The organism is Streptomyces sp. NPDC007983 (genome assembly GCF_042958345.1).
Taxonomy (GTDB): Bacteria; Actinomycetota; Actinomycetes; order Streptomycetales; family Streptomycetaceae; genus Streptomyces.
Window position 1 is genome coordinate 17043 of record NZ_JBIBJI010000012.1, and the last position, 15691, is coordinate 32733.

13 protein-coding genes are annotated in these 15691 nt (G+C 71.9%); 11 read left to right on the top strand and 2 right to left on the bottom strand.

Going from position 1 to position 15691, the window contains the following annotated elements; all coding sequences use genetic code 11:
• Positions 1-11 precede the first annotated feature (11 nt).
• Both ACFZCY_RS30365 and ACFZCY_RS30370 read right to left on the bottom strand, forming a co-directional pair.
• Positions 12-437 carry a MarR family transcriptional regulator gene (locus tag ACFZCY_RS30365; protein WP_391180255.1) on the bottom strand — a complete coding sequence of 142 codons (426 nt, stop codon included), beginning with the start codon at positions 435-437 and terminating at the stop codon, positions 12-14.
• A 78-nt stretch (positions 438-515) separates the two neighbouring features.
• Complete coding sequence (locus tag ACFZCY_RS30370) at positions 516-2318, bottom strand: glycoside hydrolase family 15 protein (RefSeq protein ID WP_391180755.1); 1803 nt, start codon at positions 2316-2318, stop codon at positions 516-518.
• A 516-nt stretch (positions 2319-2834) separates the two neighbouring features.
• On the opposite strand from ACFZCY_RS30370, the gene ACFZCY_RS30375 reads away from it, so the two are divergent.
• The 11 genes from ACFZCY_RS30375 (at position 2835) to ACFZCY_RS30425 (ending at position 15619) form a co-directional block, all read left to right on the top strand.
• Positions 2835-4490, top strand: coding sequence for a CTP synthase (locus ACFZCY_RS30375; RefSeq protein ID WP_391180258.1), 1656 nt, complete (start codon positions 2835-2837; stop codon positions 4488-4490).
• A 90-nt stretch (positions 4491-4580) separates the two neighbouring features.
• A complete protein-coding gene (locus ACFZCY_RS30380; protein WP_391180261.1) occupies positions 4581-5207 on the top strand; it encodes an NUDIX domain-containing protein in 627 nt (208 codons plus the stop codon).
• A 226-nt stretch (positions 5208-5433) separates the two neighbouring features.
• On the top strand, positions 5434-7446 hold the full coding sequence (locus tag ACFZCY_RS30385) for a tetratricopeptide repeat protein (protein WP_391180264.1): 2013 nt from the start codon (positions 5434-5436) through the stop codon (positions 7444-7446).
• A gap of 262 nt (positions 7447-7708) precedes the next feature.
• Positions 7709-8824 (top strand): alanine dehydrogenase, encoded by a 1116-nt coding sequence (ald, locus tag ACFZCY_RS30390; RefSeq protein WP_391180757.1) that lies wholly within the window; start codon positions 7709-7711, stop codon positions 8822-8824.
• A gap of 543 nt (positions 8825-9367) precedes the next feature.
• Positions 9368-10384, top strand: coding sequence for an AAA family ATPase (locus tag ACFZCY_RS30395; protein ID WP_039939394.1), 1017 nt, complete (start codon positions 9368-9370; stop codon positions 10382-10384).
• The gene (locus ACFZCY_RS30400; protein ID WP_391180266.1) at positions 10369-10974 is read left to right on the top strand and encodes a hypothetical protein; all 606 of its coding nucleotides are present in this window, start codon (positions 10369-10371) and stop codon (positions 10972-10974) included. The genes ACFZCY_RS30395 and ACFZCY_RS30400 overlap by 16 nt, the downstream gene beginning before the upstream one ends.
• Before the next feature lie 69 nt (positions 10975-11043).
• A complete protein-coding gene (locus ACFZCY_RS30405) occupies positions 11044-12312 on the top strand; it encodes a segregation/condensation protein A (RefSeq protein ID WP_391180269.1) in 1269 nt (422 codons plus the stop codon).
• The gene (gene scpB, locus ACFZCY_RS30410) at positions 12309-12977 is read left to right on the top strand and encodes an SMC-Scp complex subunit ScpB (protein ID WP_391180272.1); all 669 of its coding nucleotides are present in this window, start codon (positions 12309-12311) and stop codon (positions 12975-12977) included. The genes ACFZCY_RS30405 and scpB overlap by 4 nt, the downstream gene beginning before the upstream one ends.
• Positions 12977-14044, top strand: a complete 1068-nt coding sequence (locus ACFZCY_RS30415; RefSeq protein WP_391180275.1) for a pseudouridine synthase — start codon at positions 12977-12979, stop codon at positions 14042-14044. Before scpB ends, ACFZCY_RS30415 begins: the two co-directional genes overlap by 1 nt.
• A 130-nt stretch (positions 14045-14174) precedes the next feature.
• Positions 14175-14537: a chorismate mutase gene (gene aroH, locus ACFZCY_RS30420; protein ID WP_123103472.1), complete on the top strand. Its 363-nt coding sequence runs from the start codon at positions 14175-14177 to the stop codon at positions 14535-14537.
• Complete coding sequence (locus ACFZCY_RS30425; protein ID WP_391180278.1) at positions 14534-15619, top strand: prephenate dehydrogenase; 1086 nt, start codon at positions 14534-14536, stop codon at positions 15617-15619. Before aroH ends, ACFZCY_RS30425 begins: the two co-directional genes overlap by 4 nt.
• The last annotated feature ends 72 nt before the right edge of the window (positions 15620-15691 follow it).

Sequence of the window (15691 nt, forward strand, 5' to 3'; positions counted from 1 at the left end):
CCCCGCGGGTTTCAGTGGCGGGAGAGGGCCCGCCGCAGCAGGTCCTGGAGCGCGCCTTGCTCCTGTTCGGTCAGGCTCGCCAAGGGGGGTTCCTCCCTCAGGATGCGCAGCAGCTTTTCCCGGCACTCGGCGCCTTCGGGGGTGAGGCTCAGCTGCTTGGCCCGGCGATCGGAGGGGTGGGGACGCCGTTCGATCAGCTGCTGGCTCTCGAGCTTGTCGATCACGACGGTGGCGTTCGACGGTTCGCAGCTCATGCGCCCGGCCAACTCGCTCATGGTCATCGGCCCTGTCAGCTCGCGCAGCGCCGTGGCCTGCGCCGGGGTGAGACCGATCCTGGCCACACGCTCACGGACGTGCGCGGTGATGCGCAGGTCCAGCTCATCCACCAGCTTGCACAGCTCCCACTGCGCCGCCGCCTGCGCATCCGATGTCGTCATGGGCTCAGATTAGCAAGCTCCTTCAAGGCATAATAGTTATGGTCATAACCTTTAAAGGTGTCCGCGGCTCGCGCCGGGTCAGCCGCCGTACGCGCCGGAGGCGGTCAGACGCAGGGCGGTGTCGATCAGCGGGACGTGGCTGAACGCCTGCGGGAAGTTGCCCACCTGGCGCTGGTGGTGCGGGTCCCACTCCTCGGCCAGCAGGCCCAGGTCGTTGCGCAGCCCGAGCAGCTTCTCGAAGAGCCTGCGGGCCTCGTCCACCCGGCCGATCATCGCCAGGTCGTCGGCGAGCCAGAACGAGCAGGCGAGGAAGGCGCCTTCGTCGCCCTCCAGGCCGTCCACGCCCGCGTCCTCGCCCGCGGTCGGGTAGCGCATCACGAAACCGTCGGACGTGGACAGCTCGCGCTGGATCGCCTCGATGGTGCCGATGACCCGCTTGTCGTCCGGCGGCAGGAAGCCCATCTGCGGGATGAGCAGCAGCGAGGCGTCCAGCTCCCTGGAGCCGTAGGACTGGGTGAAGGTGTTGCGCTCGGCGTCGTAGCCCTTCTCGCACACATCCCGGTGGATCTCGTCGCGCAGATCCCGCCAGCGGTCCAACGGGCCGTCCACATCGCCCGACTCGATCAGCTTGACGGTGCGGTCGACGGCGACCCAGGCCATCACCTTGGAGTGCACGAAGTGCCGGCGCGGGCCGCGCACCTCCCAGATGCCCTCGTCGGGCTCGTCCCAGTGCTCCTCCAAGTAGCGGATCAGCTTGAGCTGGAGCACGCTCGCGTAGTCGTTGCGGGCCAGGCCCGTCATATGGGCCAGGTGCAGCGCCTCGGTGACCTCGCCGTAGACGTCCAGCTGGAGCTGGCCCGCCGCGCCGTTGCCGACCCGGACCGGCTGGGAGTTCTCGTAGCCGGGCAGCCAGGTCAGCTCGGCCTCGGACAGCTCCCGCTCACCCGCGATGCCGTACATGATCTGCAGGTTCTCAGGGTCGCCCGCGACCGCGCGCAGCAGCCATTCGCGCCAGGCGCGCGCCTCCTCGCGGTAGCCGGTGCGCAGCAGGGAGGACAGGGTGATCGCGGCGTCCCGCAGCCAGGTGAAGCGGTAGTCCCAGTTCCGTACGCCGCCGATCTCCTCGGGCAGCGAGGTGGTGGGCGCGGCGACGATGCCGCCGGTGGGGGCGTAGGTGAGCGCCTTGAGGGTGATCAGCGAGCGGACGACCGCGTCCCGGTAGGGGCCGTGGTACGTGCAGTGCTCGACCCACTCCCGCCAGAAATCCTCGGTCGCCTCCAGCGCGGCCTCCGGCTCGGGCAGAGCGGGCGGCTCCTTGTGCGAGGGCTGCCAGCTGATGGTGAAGGCGATCCGGTCGCCGGGGGCCACCGTGAAGTCGGCGTAGGTGGTGAGGTCCTTGCCGAAGGTGTCGACCTCGGTGTCCAGCCACACCGAGTCGGGACCGGCGACGGCGACCGTCCGCGAGTCCACCCGGTGCACCCACGGCACGACCCAGCCGTACGAGAAGCGCATCCGCAGCGCGGAGCGCACCGGCACCCGGCCGCTGACCCCCTCGACGATCCGCACCAGCTGCGGGGCGCCGTCGCGCGGCGGCATGAAGTCGATCACGCGGACCGTGCCGCGCGGGGTGTCCCACTCCGACTCCAGCACCAGCGAGTCGCCCCGGTAGCGGCGGCGGTCGGCCGCCGGGGGCTCGCTCCCGGCGGCGTGCGCGGGGCCCAGCCGCCAGAATCCGTGCTCCTCGGTGCCCAGCAGACCGGCGAAGATGGCATGCGAGTCGAAACGAGGCAGGCACAGCCAGTCCACCGTCCCGTCCTTACAGACGAGGGCGGCGGTCTGCATATCACCGATGAGTGCGTAGTCCTCGATACGCCCGGCCACGTGCTTCCCCATTCGAACGGCCGTATGCCCCTGCGGGCGTGCTTACGGTCTCCGGAAAATTTTGGACGAGCTCTTGTTCCGGAGGCGAGCTGGTGGTGCCGTGCCGGGGCTCGTAGCGTTTCGTCCGAGCAGGATACGACGCAGGACAGTGATCCGCTTGAGCCCGTCCATATCGTGGCTCGCGTCACGACCGCCGATCGGGTGGCCGGATCACGGGTGGCTGTCCGTCGTGCCCAGGGGTCGCGTACGGGGGGTAGTTGTAGCGATACGCGAGGTGCGGACGATACGTGTTGTTGTCATGACAGCGTACGGTGCGGCAGAGGTGCGGCGGGCCGTGTCACGCTGACGCCCTCCAGCGGCCGCCCCGGGGCACTGATACCCTGGTAGCCCGTGGAGCGGCGGGCACAAACCCCCCGAACCTCAGCGACGGCACCCCCGCGAAAGCGGGGCAGCTGCCGGACCGCACCCTCACGACGCGACCACGGGAGCCCCCTTTTGGCCATTGCCGCTAAGCCCATGACGACCAAGCACCTCTTCGTCACCGGGGGTGTCGCCTCCTCACTCGGCAAGGGCCTGACCGCCTCCAGCCTCGGTGCGCTGCTCAAGGCGCGGGGTCTGCGGGTCACGATGCAGAAGCTCGACCCGTACCTGAACGTCGACCCGGGCACGATGAACCCGTTCCAGCACGGTGAGGTGTTCGTCACCAACGACGGCGCCGAGACCGACCTGGACATCGGCCACTACGAGCGTTTCCTCGACGTCGACCTCGACGGATCCGCCAACGTCACCACCGGCCAGGTCTACTCCAGCGTGATCGCCAAGGAGCGGCGCGGTGAGTACCTGGGCGACACCGTGCAGGTCATCCCGCACATCACCAACGAGATCAAGCACCGCATCCGGCGCATGGCCACCGATGACGTGGACGTCGTCATCACCGAGGTCGGCGGGACCGTCGGCGACATCGAGTCGCTGCCCTTCCTGGAGGCCGTCCGCCAGGTCCGCCACGAGGTCGGCCGGGACAACGTCTTCGTGGTGCACATCTCCCTGCTGCCGTACATCGGCCCGTCCGGTGAGCTGAAGACCAAGCCCACCCAGCACTCGGTCGCCGCCCTGCGCAACATCGGTATCCAGCCGGACGCCATCGTGTTGCGCGCCGACCGCGAGGTCCCCACCTCCATCAAGCGCAAGATCTCGCTGATGTGCGACGTGGACGACGCCGCGGTGGTGGCCGCCATCGACGCCAAGTCGATCTACGACATCCCGAAGGTGCTGCACGCCGAGGGGCTGGACGCCTATGTCGTCCGCAAGCTGGACCTGCCCTTCCGCGATGTGGACTGGACTCAGTGGGACGACCTGCTGAAGCGGGTCCACCAGCCCGACCATGAGGTCACGGTCGCGCTCGTCGGCAAGTACATCGACCTGCCCGACGCCTATCTGTCCGTCACCGAGGCGCTGCGCGCGGGCGGTTTCGCCAACAACGCCCGCGTGAAGATCAAGTGGGTCACGTCCGACGACTGCAAGACCGCCGCCGGTGCCCGGCAGCAGCTGGCGGACTGCGACGCGGTCTGCATCCCCGGCGGCTTCGGCGACCGCGGCGTCATCGGCAAGGTCGGCGCGATCACCTACGCCCGCGAGAACAAGATCCCGCTGCTGGGTCTGTGTCTCGGCCTCCAGTGCATCGTCATCGAGGCCGCGCGGAACCTCGCGGGCATCACCGGCGCCAACTCCACCGAGTTCGAACCGGCCGCCACCGACCCGGTGATCTCCACCATGGCCGAGCAACTGGACATCGTCGCGGGCGAGGGCGACATGGGCGGCACCATGCGGCTGGGCATGTACCCGGCCAAGCTCGCCGAGGGCTCGATCGTCCGCGAGGTCTACGACGACCAGCCGTACGTCGAGGAGCGGCACCGCCACCGCTACGAGGTCAACAACTCCTACCGCGGTGAGCTGGAGAAGAAGGCCGGGCTCGTCTTCTCCGGGACCTCCCCCGACAACAAGCTGGTGGAGTACGTCGAGTTCCCGCGCGAGGCCCACCCCTACCTCGTCGGCACCCAGGCCCACCCCGAGCTGCGCTCCCGGCCGACCCGCCCGCACCCGCTCTTCGCGGGTCTGGTGAAGGCGGCAGTCGAGCGACAGACCGCTGCTCAGGGGCAGGCCGCCGGAGCCTGACCGTTACGGTTGGGACGGGGGCGCGGGCGTCGCGCAAGCGGCCCGCCGCCCCCGGCCAACCGCATGCGGAAAGGACGCTGAGGCAGAGCAATGGGCATCCAGGACACCCCCGAGGAGTGGCGGACCGTCGCCACCGCCACGCCGTTCACCGGCAACAAGACGAGCGTGCGCACCGACGAGGTCGTCATGCCCGACGGCACGACGGTCACCCGCGACTACCAGGTCCACCCCGGCTCCGTCGCCGTCCTGGCCCTCGACGACACCGGCCGCGTCATCGTGCTGCGCCAGTACCGCCACCCGGTCCGCCACCGGCTCTGGGAGATCCCGGCCGGGCTCCTCGACATCCCCGGCGAGAACCCCCTGCACGCCGCGCAGCGCGAGCTGTACGAGGAGGCCCACGTCAAGGCCGAGGACTGGCGCGTGCTGACGGACGTCTACACCACGCCCGGCGGCTGCGACGAGGCCGTACGGATCTTCCTCGCCCGGGAGATCTCGGCGGCGGACGGGGAGCGCTACGAGGTCTCCGAGGAGGAGGCCGACATGGAGCTGGCCCGGGTGCCGCTGGACGAGCTGGTGCGCCGTGTGCTGGCCGGTGACCTGCACAACAACTGCCTCGCGGTGGGCGTCCTGGCCCTCCACGCCGCCCTGACGGGCGACGGCGTGGACGCCCTCCGCCCCGCCGACGCCCCCTGGCCGGCCCGCCCCTTCGAGGCGTAACCCCCACCCCCCACCCCCGACCCTCAGCCCTGCCGCACCCCGCGCTCCTGACCGGTCTCGGGGCCGAGGGGCGGCATCCGGTGGTCCCACCATCCGATGGGGTGATTTTCGGACCGCGTCACCGGCCCGGAGTGCCCGGGACCTGACGCGGAGTGAACTACGCTCGTACGAACCCTGACCGCAGCCGCGGCGGGCTCGTATGCGCAGGTGGACGGGAGTGGGGCCCGTGGCGGAGCAGGCGGTCGACACCGACGGGGAGCCCCTGGGCGAACCCGTGGACGTGGATGCGGACGGAGTGCCTCCGGCCCGTGGCGCGGCCGACGGCGGGGTGTGGAGCGGCGCGACGCGCGCGGTGCTGTTCGCGGCGGCCGCCACCGTGGGCCGGGGCTTCGCGGGCCGCCGCCGGGAGCTGCTCGCGCTGCGGGCCGACATCGACCGCGCCGGGCTCGACACGATCGCGGGCCGCAAGACCGCCCGCAGCCGGGTGCTGCTCATCGCGGGGCGGCCCGGCTGGGGCCGTACGGCGCTGGCCGAGGAGCTGGCCCGGCGGCTGGCGGACGACTACCCCGACGGGGTGCTGCGGGCCCGGCTGATGACGTCCTCCGGCGACCCCGTGCCCACCGAGCGGACGGCCCGCGACCTGCTGGTCAGGCTCGGCGTGACCGCCCCGCCGGGCGCGGACGAGGACGAGCTGGGGGAAACCCTGCGCGACACGCTGAACGGCAAGCGGGTCCTGCTGCTGCTCGACGACGTCGCGGGCGCCGAGCAGGTGGACGCGCTGCTGCCGGACGAGCCCGACTGCCTGGTCATCGCGGTCTCACGTGGCCCGCTGACCGGCGTCCCGGACGTCCGCCCGTGCACCCTCGGCGGGCTGGACGTGAGCGCGGCGGTCGGGCTGCTGGCGCAGTACGCCGGGCCCACCCGGATCACCTGCGACCCGGTGGCCGCGCAGACCCTGGTCGAGGAGTGTGCCGGTCAGCCCGCCGCGCTCGTGCTCGTCGGCGGCTGGCTCGCCGCCCGGCCCAAGGACTCGGTGTCCGACGTCATCGAGCGGCTGCGCGAACTGCCCCCGTCCGACGGGGACGTGGACCGCGGCGCCCGCCCGCTGGCCCGCGCCTTCCGGCTGGCGTACGGCTCGCTGCCCCCCGCCGCCGCCCGGATGCTGCGGCTGCTGGCGCTCGCACCGGCCGGTTCGGCCGACGCGCACACGGCGTCCGCGCTGGCCGGATGCTCGGTGGCGGACGGCCGGGCGGCGCTGGAGGGCTTCGCCGCGTACGGGATGCTGCGGCCGCGCGAGAAGGGCCGGTACGAGGTGCCCGGCTGCCTCGACCCGCTGCTGCGCGCGCTGCTGGCGGCGACGGAGCGCCCGGCGGAGGTGGAGCTGGCCCGGGCGCGGATGCTGGAGCGCACCGTACGGCAGCTGCATGCCTGCCGGCTGGCGGCCGAGCCGCCGGGCTCCCCGGCCCGCAAGAAGCTGGCGGCGCTGCCGGGGTCGCTGCGGTTCCCGTCGGCGGAGGCGGCGGGGGAGTGGCTGGAGAGCCGGCTGCCCGCGCTGGTGGAGGCCGCCCGGCTGGCCGTCGAGGCGGGCGAGGTCGACACCCTGGCGCGACGGCTGGTGGCCGCGCTGACCCACGCGCTGACCGCGCACCGGGGCGCCGAGGGCGCGGCGCCCGAACTGTACGGGCTCCACCAGCTGGTGCTGGACGTGGCCCGGCGCCGTGATCTGCCGGTGGAACGGGCGGCGGCGCTGCTGAACCTGGGCGACCTGGACGCGGGCGCGGGCCGGATCGACAAGGCGCTCGCCCGCTACAAGGGCGCGCTGGAGGCGGCCCGGGCGGCGGACGACCCGTACACGACCGGGCGGGCCCTGGAGTCCATCGGCGGGACGTACCAGGAGCTGGAGGACTGGAACCGGGCCGCCGACTGGTACGGCCGCGCCCTGGAACTGCGGCTGAGCCGCCGCGACCTGGCCGCCGAGGCCCGGCTGTACGCCCGTCTCGGCACCGTCCGCGGCTACGCGGGCCGCTGGGCCGAGGCGCTGCGCGACTGGCGGGCCGCCGCGGCCGCCTGCCGCCGGGCCGGGGACCTGGAGGGGTACGCCCGGGCGCTGAGCGGCACGGCGAAGGCCCAGGAGAAGACGGGGCGGTCGAAGGAGGCGCTGCGCACCTGGTCGGAGGCGGCCGCGGCGGCGCGCCGGGCGGACGAGTGGGCCAGGTCACAGCGGGGTGAGGGCCCATGACGCCGAGGGCCCGCGAACCCCGGGACTGAAGGGAGATCGCGAGTCGACCTACGAAATTAGTGGTGGTCTCGCTAAAGATTGAAGCAATGCAAGGCTAGACAGCGCGACGTCCTTCATTACACTGGCTGTACCGCGATCGCTGCGATCGTCACGGGCATGCGGACATGTTCCATTTTGCCTTCTATGGCCGGTTCCGGCCGGTCCATGACCGGTTGTGACCGGTCAAGCCCTTAGTCCCCCCATTTCAAGGACCGTGATCGACGTGAAGGTCGGTATCCCCCGCGAGGTCAAGAACAACGAGTTCCGCGTGGCCATCACCCCCGCAGGCGTGCACGAGCTGGTACGCAACGGCCACGAGGTCTTCGTGGAGCAGAGCGCCGGTCTGGGCTCCTCCATCACGGACGAGGAGTACATCGCCGCCGGCGCCGGCATCCTCGCCACCGCCGACGAGGTCTGGGCCACCGCCGACCTGCTGCTGAAGGTCAAGGAGCCGATCGCGGAGGAGTACCACCGCCTGCGCAAGGACCAGACGCTCTTCACCTACCTCCACCTCGCCGCCTCCCGCGCGTGCACCGACGCGCTGCTGGAGTCCGGCACCACCGCCATCGCGTACGAGACCGTCGAGTCCGCCAACCGCACCCTGCCGCTGCTCGCCCCGATGTCCGAGGTCGCGGGCCGGATCGCGCCGCAGGTCGGCGCGTACCACCTGATGCGCTCGGCCGGCGGCCGCGGCGCGCTGCCCGGCGGTGTGCCCGGCGTGGCCGCCGCCCGCGCGGTCGTCATCGGCGGCGGCGTCTCCGGCTGGAACGCCGCGCAGATCGCCATCGGCATGGGCTTCCACGTGACCCTGCTCGACAAGGACATCAACAAGCTGCGCGAGGCCGACCGGATCTTCGGCAACCGGGTGCAGACCATCACCTCCAACGCCTACGAGCTGGAGAAGGCGGTCCTCGGCGCCGACCTCGTCATCGGCGCGGTGCTCATCCCCGGCGCCAAGGCGCCCAAGCTGGTCACCAACGAGCTGGTGTCCCGCATGAAGCCGGGAAGTGTCCTTGTCGACATCGCGATCGACCAGGGCGGCTGCTTCGAGGACTCGCGTCCCACCACCCACGCGGAGCCGACCTTCACGGTCCACAACTCGGTGTTCTACTGCGTGGCCAACATGCCGGGCGCGGTGCCCAACACCTCCACCCACGCGCTCACCAACGCCACGCTCCCGTACATCGTCGAGCTGGCCAACCGCGGCTGGCGGGAGGCGGTGCGCCGGGACGCGGCGCTGGCCAAGGGGCTCAACACCCATGAGGGCCAGGTCGTCTACGGGCCGGTCGCCGAGGCCCACGGGCTGCCCTCCGTCGAACTGACCTCGCTGATCGGCTGAGGCCGCGCGGCCGGTCAACTCCGGTCGACGGACGGTCAACGCGGGCCGTCAACATCGGGTCAACACCGAGCATCCGGCCGGGTCTTGTCGAGAGACGGGACCCGGCCGCGGGTGTGTCCGGAACGCCCCGGATCAGGCCCGGCTCGGGCTTCGGTCAACTCGCCCTGAATGTAACTATCCAGACGCTTTGGGGGGTGGTGAAATCTCCGCGGCGCCGTCCATACGCCCTTGACATCGGGGTGTTCGATTGCCGACACATCGTGCCGTCTCCGGTGGATTGTGTTGCTGAGGACCGCCGACACGCCATAGAGTCGCCAACCGTCGGCATGGTGTCACGCTGACCTATCGAGAAATTTCCTGGTCACCAAGGAGGTAGGACGACTTGTGAATGAGTCGACATTTTCTCCCGGGGGTGGTCAACCAGGACCGGCTGCGCGGGGCCAGGGCCCCTCGGGGCTGGAGGCTGTCGGCTCCGTCGCTGTCCGTACCTTCGCAACCCAGCAGAGCGTGACGAGCATGACGACAGCCCACCAGAGCCACAGCATGGACGGCCATCACGTGAACGCCATGGCCGGCGACCAGGGGGGCAACGAACCCGCCCGCTTCGCCGACTACGACGACCTGCCCGACGGGCACTTCTACGACCCGGACGCCGAGTACGAGCCCGACCCCGAGTACGCGGCGACCCTCGCCCCCGACGCGGCCCGCCAGCGACGCGAGCGCATCGGCCCCACCGGCCGGCCGCTGCCGTACTTCCCGATCCCGGGGCCGCTGACCGACCACGGCCCCGCGAAGATCATCGCGATGTGCAACCAAAAGGGCGGCGTCGGCAAGACCACCTCCACCATCAACCTGGGCGCGGCCCTCGCCGAATACGGACGCCGGGTCCTGCTCGTCGACTTCGACCCGCAGGGCGCGCTGTCGGTCGGCCTCGGGGTCAACCCCATGGAGCTGGACCTCACCGTCTACAACCTGCTCATGGAGCGGGGCATGTCGGCCGACGAGGTGTTGCTGAAGACGGCCGTGCCCAACATGGACCTGCTGCCCAGCAATATCGACTTGTCGGCCGCCGAGGTGCAGCTCGTCAGCGAGGTGGCCCGCGAGTCCACGCTGCAGCGGGCGCTCAAGCCGCTGATGGCGGACTACGACTACATCGTCATCGACTGCCAGCCCTCGCTCGGCCTGCTCACCGTCAACGCGCTGACCGCGGCGCACAAGGTGATCGTGCCGCTGGAGTGCGAGTTCTTCGCGCTGCGCGGTGTGGCGTTGCTCACGGAGACCATCGAGAAGGTCCAGGAGCGGCTCAACCCCGACCTGGAGCTCGACGGCATCCTCGCCACCATGTACGACTCGCGCACCGTGCACAGCCGTGAGGTCCTCGCCCGCGTGGTCGAGGCGTTCGACAATCACGTCTACCACACGGTCATCGGCCGTACGGTCCGCTTCCCGGAGACCACGGTCGCCGGTGAGCCGATCACCACGTACGCGTCCAACTCCGTCGGTGCCGCCGCCTATCGCCAGCTCGCCAGGGAGGTGCTCGCCCGGTGTCACGCCGAGTGAGTCTGCCGGGAGCCGACGAACTGTTCCGTACCACCGGAGGGATGGGTCTGCAGTCCTCCTCGCCCGCGTCCGGCCGCCGCCAGGCGAACGGCGAGGCCCCACGGGTGCCCGCCCCTGCCTCCGAGTCCGACCCGGGCGGCGAGGCGGCGCCGGGCGGCGCACCGGCCGACGGGGGCGAGCAGTCCGGCGCGGCCGAACACACGGGACGCGAGAGCACGCCCCAGGACGCGGCCGGTGGACGCCCCGCCGCGGCGGCCGCGAACGGCACCGGGGCCGGGGAGCGGCCCGCCAAGGGCCGCCAGGCGTCCGACGGCGCGTCCCCGGCCGCCCAGGGCGGCCCCGCCCGCCGCCGCGCCCGCGCGGCCAACCGGCGGCCCAGCGGGCGCGAGCGCCACGACGAGAAGATCACGGTCTACGTCTCCGCCGAGGAGCTGATGGACCTCGAACACGCGCGACTGGTGCTGCGGGGCGAACACGGACTCGCGGTCGACCGCGGCCGGATCGTCCGCGAGGCGGTCGCGGTCGTCCTCGCCGACCTCGAGTCGCGCGGCGACGCGAGCATTCTGGTGCGCCGCCTGCGCGGCCGCTGACCGGGCCGGGCGATAGCCTGCCCCGATCGCGGGCTGACCGCCCGGCCTCGATGAGCACCCTGGACCGCGATGCCGACCAACGACCCGTCGCCCCGCCGCCGCCCCCTGGGCCGAGGCCCCGGCGCGCCCCCGCCCGCCGGGCTCGCGGCACCCGAGGCGGACACGGCGTCCCCGGCTGCCGCCGCGGCCGGCTCCGGCCCCCAGGACGCGGTAAGCGCCCCGGCACAGGCTCCGGAGGCCCCTGAGGCGCACACGACGCCCGGCAGCGCCGACGACGCGCCGTCCGGGCACGCGGTCGCGCCGGGGGAGCCCGGCGGGGAGTCCGAGCCCGCGCATGAACGCGCCGGGGGCGAGGACGCGGCGGACGAGAACGCCGCCCGGGGCCATGGGGCGCCGCCGCCCGACGTCGCTACGGACCCTTCCGGCGACGGCGACGGTGACATTGACGGCGACAGCGGCACCGGTACGGACGGCGAGCATGCCGAAGACGGCGAAGGCACCGAGGGCGGCGACGGCACCGAGAACGGCAACGGCACGTTCACCGTGCGGCTCGACAACTTCGAGGGCCCCTTCGACCTGCTCCTCCAGCTGATCTCCAAGCACAAGCTGGACGTCACCGAGGTCGCCCTCTCCAAGGTCACCGACGAGTTCATGGCGCACATCAGGGCCATGGGGCCGGACTGGGACCTCGACCAGACCACCGAGTTCCTGGTGGTCGCGGCGACCCTGCTCGACCTCAAGGCGGCCCGGCTGCTGCCCGCCGCCGAGGTGGAGGACGAGGCGGACCTGGCGCTGCTGGAGGCCCGGGACCTGCTGTTCGCGCGGCTGCTCCAGTACCGCGCGTACAAGCAGGTCGCGGACATCTTCCACGACCGGCTGATCCAGGAGGCCCGCCGCTATCCCCGCACGGTCGGCCTGGAGCCGCACCACGCCGACCTGCTGCCCGATGTCGTCATCCGCGTCGGCCCGGAGGGGTTCGCCAAGCTGGCCGTCAAGGCGATGCAGGCCAAGCCCAAGCCGCAGGTGTACGTCGACCACATCCACGCCCCGCTGGTGAGCGTGCGGGAGCAGGCGGAGGTGGTGGTGGGGCGGCTGCGGGAGCTGGGGGAGGCCAGTTTCGCCGCGCTCACCGAGGACGCGCCGGACACGCTCACCGTCGTGGCCCGCTTCCTGGCCCTGCTGGAGCTGTACCGGGAGCGCGCGGTCCGCCTGGAGCAGCCGGAGGCGCTGGGGGCGCTCATGGTGCGCTGGACGGGCGCGGAGGACGGACAGCGGCCGCTGGTCACCGACGAGTTCGACGAACCGCAGAAGCACCAGGCACAGGAGGTACGGACATGAGTGAACCGGCCACCTCGACCGAGGCGGAACTCTCCGAGGTCGCGGCGCTCGACCTCAGGCCCGCGCTGGAGGCCGTCCTCATGGTCGTCGACGAACCCGCCACCGAGGAACACCTCGCCAAGGTGCTGGACCGCCCGCGCCGCGCGATCGCCGAGGCGCTGCGGGAGCTGGCGGACGAGTACACGGCGCAGGGCCGCGGATTCGAGCTGCGGCTGGTCGCGGGCGGCTGGCGGTACTACACCCGGCCCGCGTACGCCGCGGCCGTCGAGGGCTTCGTTCTGGACGGTCAGCACGCCCGGCTCACCCAGGCCGCTTTGGAAACCCTCGCGGTGGTCGCGTACCGTCAGCCGGTCAGCCGTTCCCGCGTCTCCGCCGTCCGTGGCGTGAACTGCGATGGCGTGATGCGCACCCTCCTGCAGCGCGGACTGGTGGAGGAGGCGGGCACGGAACCCGAATCAGGTGCGATCCTGTACAGGACGACGAACTACTTCCTGGAGCGGATGGGCCTGCGCGGCCTGGAGGAGCTTCCGGAGCTGGCACCGTTCCTCCCCGAGGTGGACGCGGTCGAGGGCGAGTCCCAGGAGGGCGTGCCGTCGTTCGACCCGGACGCACCGGACACAGATGCAGACGTACACGACAGCAGCCACTCTCAGACGGAAACTTGATGCGAAGCAGCGGCAGGAACAGCAGGGGCAGCGGTAGCGGCGGCAGCGGAGGCAGCAGCGGCGGCAAGAACTACCGGGGGGCCGGGAACGGGCGCGACGACAAGCAGAAGCGCACCGGTCGCCCCCGCCCCGAGGAGCGCCGTTACGACGCGGGCGCCCCGAAGCAGAGCGGCGGCGGCCCCCGGGGCGGCGCGGCCAAGAGCGGCGCCCCCAAGGGCGTCGGCGGCCGCGGCCGGAAGCCCAACGCCCCGGCCCGCCCGCGCGAGTACGAGGCGCAGATAGAGGAGCGGAACCGGGCCCGCCACAACAAGCCGCAGACCAAGCTGCCCAAGACCTTCGGCGAGCAGGACGGCGAGCGGCTGCAGAAGGTCCTGGCCCGCGCGGGCATGGGCTCGCGCCGGTCCTGCGAGGACCTGATCGAACAGGCCCGGGTCGAGGTCAACGGCAAGATCGTCACCGAACAGGGACTGCGCGTCGACCCGGAGAAGGACGAGATCAAGGTCGACGGCCTGACGGTCGCCACCCAGTCGTACCTGTTCTTCGCGCTGAACAAGCCCGCCGGTGTGGTCTCCACCATGGAGGACCCGGACGGCCGCCAGTGCCTGGGCGACTACGTCACCAACCGCGAGACCCGGCTCTTCCACGTCGGCCGCCTCGACACGGAGACCGAGGGCATCATCCTGCTCACCAACCACGGCGAGCTGGCCCACCGCCTCACCCACCCCCGCTACGGCGTCAAGAAGACCTACCTCGCCGCCATCCAGGGCCCCCTGCCGCGCGACCTCGGCAAGCAGCTCAAGAACGGCATCGAGCTGGAGGACGGCTACGCCCGCGCGGACCACTTCAAGGTGGTCCAGAACACCGGCAAGAACTACCTCGTCGAGGTCAGCCTCCACGAGGGCCGCAAGCACATCGTGCGCCGCATGCTCTCCGAGGCCGGTTTCCCGGTCGAGAAGCTGGTCCGCACCGCCTTCGGCCCCATCCCCCTGGGCGACCAGAAGTCCGGCTGGCTCCGCCGCCTCACCAACACCGAGGTCGGCATGCTGATGCGCGAGGTCGACCTCTGAGCCACCCGCGGGACGCGTGAGCGGGTGGCGGTACCGGCTGGTTAGGCTGATCGGGGACACTGGGGACGCGTACGACGCGCGGGGACGCGGCGGGCGCGGCACAGGCACAGCACGGGCAGGGAGCACAGACGTGGCGGTACGAGCGGTCCGCGGGGCGGTTCAGCTGGAGCGGGACGAGGCGGGGCACATGCGGGAGCAGGTCTCCGAGCTGCTGACCGCCATCCTGGAGCGCAACAGCCTGGTGCCGGACGACCTGATCAGCGTGTGGTTCACCGCCACGCCCGACCTGCACAGCGACTTCCCCGCGGTGGCCGCGCGCAAGCTGGGGATCACCGACGTGCCGCTGATCTGCGCGCAGGAGCTGGACATCGCCGGGGCCATGCCGCGGGTCGTCCGGATACTCGCGCATGTCGAGACCGACCTCGCCAAGACCGACGTCGCCCATGTGTACCTCGGCGCCGCGGCGGCCCTCCGCAAGGACATCGCCCAGTGAGAACAGCCCTCGTCATCGGTACCGGACTGATCGGTACCTCCGCCGCGCTGACCCTCGCGGGCCGTGGCATCCACGTCCACCTCGCCGACCACGACGCGGACGCGGTCCGTACCGCTGAGGCGCTCGGGGCCGGGACGCAAGGTGAGCCGGACGGGCCCGTGGACCTGGCGATCGTCGCCGTACCGCCCGCGTATGTGGCCCGGACCGTGGCCGACGTGCTGCGCCGGGGCGTGGCGCGGGCGTGTCTGGACGTGGCCAGCGTCAAGGGCGGGCCGCGGCGTGAGCTGGAGGAGCTGGGCTGCGACCTGACCCGGTACATCGGTACGCATCCGATGGCCGGGCGGGAGCGCTCCGGGCCGCTGGCCGCGACCGCGGATCTGTTCGAGGGGCGGCCATGGGTGCTCACACCCGGCGCCGACACCGACACCGAAGTGCTCAATCTCGCACTGGAACTGGTCGCGCTGTGCCGCGCCGTGCCCGTGGTGATGGACGCCGACGCGCATGACCGGGCCGTGGCGCTCGTCTCGCACACCCCGCACCTGCTCTCCAGCATGGTCGCGGCGCGGCTGCGGGACGCCGACGAGACCGCGGTGCGGCTGTGCGGCCAGGGCATCCGTGATGTGACCCGGATCGCGGCCTCCGACCCCGCGATGTGGATCGACATCCTGTCGGCCAACCCCGGCCCGGTCGCCGATGTGCTCGCCGCAGTCGCCGCCGACCTGGACGAGACGGTACGGGCGCTGCGCGCGCTGCAGTCGGCCGACGACGCCAAGCGCGGCGGGGGAGCGGCCGGTATCGAGGACGTGCTGCGCCGCGGCAACGCAGGGCGCGAGCGGGTGCCGGGCAAGCACGGCGCCGCCTCGGCCGCCTATGAGACTGTGACGGTCCTCATCGGCGACCAGCCGGGCGAGCTGGCCCGGATCTTCGCCGACGCGGGCCGGGCGGGCGTCAACATCGAGGACGTACGGATCGAGCACGCCACCGGCCAGCAGGCGGGCCTGATCCAGCTGATGGTGGAGCCCGCCGCCGCCCCCGGTCTGACCACGGCCCTCCGCGAGCGGGGCTGGTCCATCCGGCAGTGACATCCGGCAGTGACATCCGGCAGTGACGTCCGCCGCGACATCCGGCCGTGACATCCGGTGACGTCCGGCCGT